The 3,158-nt window shown below is 64.7% G+C and carries 3 protein-coding genes; all 3 read left to right on the top strand.

The features are described 5' to 3' along the window. Nucleotides 1-1,272 (top strand): ABC transporter substrate-binding protein (locus ACIRVK_RS45360; protein ID WP_404258003.1); only part of this gene is annotated, 1,272 nt, incomplete at its 5' end. A 13-nt stretch (nt 1,273-1,285) separates the two neighbouring features. Continuing rightward, nucleotides 1,286-2,266 (top strand): carbohydrate ABC transporter permease, encoded by a 981-nt coding sequence (locus tag ACIRVK_RS45355; protein WP_404258001.1) that lies wholly within the window; start codon nt 1,286-1,288, stop codon nt 2,264-2,266. Then, on the top strand, nt 2,263-3,156 hold the full coding sequence (locus ACIRVK_RS45350; protein WP_404257999.1) for a carbohydrate ABC transporter permease: 894 nt from the start codon (nt 2,263-2,265) through the stop codon (nt 3,154-3,156). The genes ACIRVK_RS45355 and ACIRVK_RS45350 overlap by 4 nt, the downstream gene beginning before the upstream one ends. Nucleotides 3,157-3,158: the final 2 nt, after the last annotated feature.

Genomic DNA, 3,158 nt, shown 5'->3' with positions numbered 1-3,158 from the left:
CGCAGTGTGCTGCGTGGTGTGGGTGGTGCCGCGCTGCTCGCCGGCGCGGGTATCCCGTTGCTGAGCGCCTGCGGGAGCAGCAGCGGCAGTTCGTCGGACAGCAAGACCGTCAGCCTCGGCTCCAACTCCTCCGACGCGGTGCCCAAGAAGGCGTTCGCGCAGATCTACGACGCCTTCACGAAGAAGGAGGGCATCAAGGTCCAGGTCAACACGAAGGACCACAACACCTTCCAGGAGCAGATCAACTCGTACCTGCAGGGCACGCCGGACGACGTGTTCACCTGGTTCGCGGGCTACCGCATGCAGTTCTTCGCGGCCAAGAACCTCGCCTCGCCGATCGACGACGTGTGGCAGACCATCGGGGGCAACTTCCCCGACGCGATGAAGCAGCTGTCCAAGGGCGAGGACGGCAAGTACTACTTCGTGCCGCTATACACGTACCCGTGGGCGCTCTTCTACCGCAAGAGCGTCTTCCAGGCCAAGGGCTACCAGGTCCCCACCACGTGGGACCAGCTCGTCACCCTGTGCAAGAAGATGAAGCAGGACGGCCTGGTCCCGATCGCGTTCGGCGACAAGGACGCCTGGCCGGCGATGGGCACCTTCGACCAGATCAACTTCCGCCTCAACGGCTACGACTTCCACAAGTCGCTGATGGCGGGCAAGGAGTCCTGGACCGACCCGAAGGTCAAGGCGGTCTTCGACCACTGGTCGGAGCTGCTGCCCTACCACCAGGACGGCTTCATGGGCCGCACCTGGCAGGACGCGGCGCAGACGCTGGTGTCGAAGAAGGCGGGCATGTACCTGCTGGGCACGTTCGTGGCGCAGCAGTTCACCAACAAGGCCGACGCGGACGACCTCGACTTCTTCGCCTTCCCGGAGATCAACTCGCAGTTCGGGCAGGACACCGTGGAGGCGCCCACCGACGGCTTCATGGTCTCCAAGGCCCCCAAGAACAAGGCCGGCGTCACCAAGCTGATGGAGTACCTGGGCACGCCGGAGGCCGAGCAGATCTACCTGAAGGCCGACTCCTCCGTGGTGGCCGCCTCCAGCAAGGCCGACACCTCCTCGTACACGCCGCTGCAGAAGAAGGCGTACACGATGATCAGCGGCGCCAAGTCCCTGACCCAGTTCATGGACCGCGACTCCCGCCCGGACTTCACCTCCACGGTGATGCAGCCGGGTCTGCAGAAGTTCCTGCAGAACCCCAAGGATGTCGACAGCCTGCTGTCCTCCATCGAACGCCAGAAGAAGCAGATCTTCGCCTCTTCGTGAGCTGAGCGGCTTAATGAGCATCGACACCAACACGAAGTCCCCGGAGGCGGCCGCCGTGCCGCCTCCTGGGCGCGCGTCCGAGAAGAAGCGGGTCCAGCAGGGGCACAAGCGCCTGCTGACCCGCCGCGACCGCATCACGCTCGGCTTCATGGCCGGCGTGCCGACGGTCCTGCACGTGGCCCTCGTCTGGGTCACCGCCATCGCCTCGATCTTCCTGGCGTTCACCAGCTGGGACGGCATCGGCTTCAGCTCCATCAAGTGGGTGGGGCTGGAGAACTTCAAGCAGCTGTTCACCAGCAACCCGCAGTTCTGGCCGGCGGTCGAGCACAACATCATCTGGTTCGTCGTGCTCATCCTGATCCCGACGCCGATGGGCCTGTTCCTGGCCGTCCAGCTGGACAAGAAGATCCGCTTCAGCCGGGTCTACCAGACGGCCTACTTCCTGCCCGTGGTGGTCTCCCTCGCGGTGACCGGGTTCGTCTGGCAGCTGGTCTACAATCCCGACACCGGCCTGATCAACAGCATCATCGGGGCCAACAAGCCCGGCCACTACATCGACTGGATCGGCGACCCCCACCTCAACCTGTGGGCGGTGCTGGTGGCCGCGTCCTGGCGGCACACCGGCTACATGATGATCCTCTACCTGGCCGGCCTGAAGGGCGTCGACCCGTCCCTGCGGGAGGCCTCCTCCCTGGACGGCGCGAACGAGTGGCAGACGTTCAAGAACGTCATCTTCCCCACCCTGCGCCCGACCAACACGGTCGTCCTGGTGGTCACCATCATCGAGGCGCTGCGCGCCTTCGACTTGGTCTTCGTCTTCAACAAGGGCGCCCAGGGGACCGAGTTGCTGTCGATCCTGATCACCAACAACATCATCGGCGAGTCCAGCCGCATCGGTTACGGCTCCGCGATCGCCGTGGTCCTGCTGGTGATCTCCCTCGCGGTCATCATCCCCTACCTGATCGCGACCTTCCGGAAGGAGCGCCAGGCATGAGCACCATGAGCGCCGCGGCGCCGATCAAGCAGCGCAACCCGGTCCGGCCGGCCCGCGTCCTGCTGCACGTCTTCCTGGTCACCACCTCGCTGGCCTGGCTGGCCCCGCTGCTGTGGGCGATCTTCGCGGCCCTGCGGCCGTACTCGGAGACCAGCAACAAGGGTTACGTGTCCTGGCCGAGCAAGCTCACGTTCGACAACTTCAAGAACGCGTTCGAACAGTCGGGCATGATGCACTACTTCGGCAACACACTGATCATCGCCGTGCCCGCGGTGCTGCTCACGCTGCTGCTGTCGTCGATGGTCGCGTTCTACGTCAGCCGCTTCGACTTCCGCCTGAACATCTTCCTGCTGCTGGTGTTCACCGCCGGCAACCTGCTGCCCCAGCAGGTCATCATCACCCCGCTGTACCGGATGTACCTGCTGTTCAACCTGCCGGGCATCACCGCCAGCGGGAAGCTGTACGACTCCGCCCTCGGCCTGGTCCTCATCCACGTGGCGTTCCAGTCCGGGTTCTGCGCCTTCGTGCTGTCCAACTACATGCGGATGCTGCCGCACGAGCTGACCGAGGCCGCCCTGGTCGACGGCGCCTCGGTGTGGCGGATGTACTGGCAGATCGTGCTGCCGCTGTGCAAGCCCGCGATGGCCGCCCTGGCGACGTTGCTGTCCATCTGGATCTACAACGACTTCTTCTGGGCCATCGTGCTGATCTCCACGGGCGAGAACATGCCGATCACCTCCGCGCTGAACAACCTCTCCGGCCAGTACTTCACCGACCCCAACCTGGTCGCCGCCGGAGCGCTGCTCACCGCGATCCCCACCCTGATCGTCTACTTCGTGCTCCAGCGCCAGTTCGTCAGCGGCCTCACCCTCGGCGCCAACAAGGGCTGAAC

Source organism: Streptomyces sp. NPDC101152 (genome assembly GCF_044768275.1).
In the GTDB taxonomy this organism is placed as follows: domain Bacteria; phylum Actinomycetota; class Actinomycetes; order Streptomycetales; family Streptomycetaceae; genus Streptomyces.
This window is presented reverse-complemented; position numbering and strand designations above follow the sequence as displayed.

What these genes read in the sequence shown, in the direction of transcription:
- ACIRVK_RS45355 (WP_404258001.1), top strand. Translation starts at nt 1,286, where the DNA reads ATGAGCATCGACACCAACACGAAGTCCCCGGAGGCGGCCGCCGTGCCG.
- ACIRVK_RS45350 (WP_404257999.1), top strand. Translation starts at nt 2,263, where the DNA reads ATGAGCACCATGAGCGCCGCGGCGCCGATCAAGCAGCGCAACCCGGTC.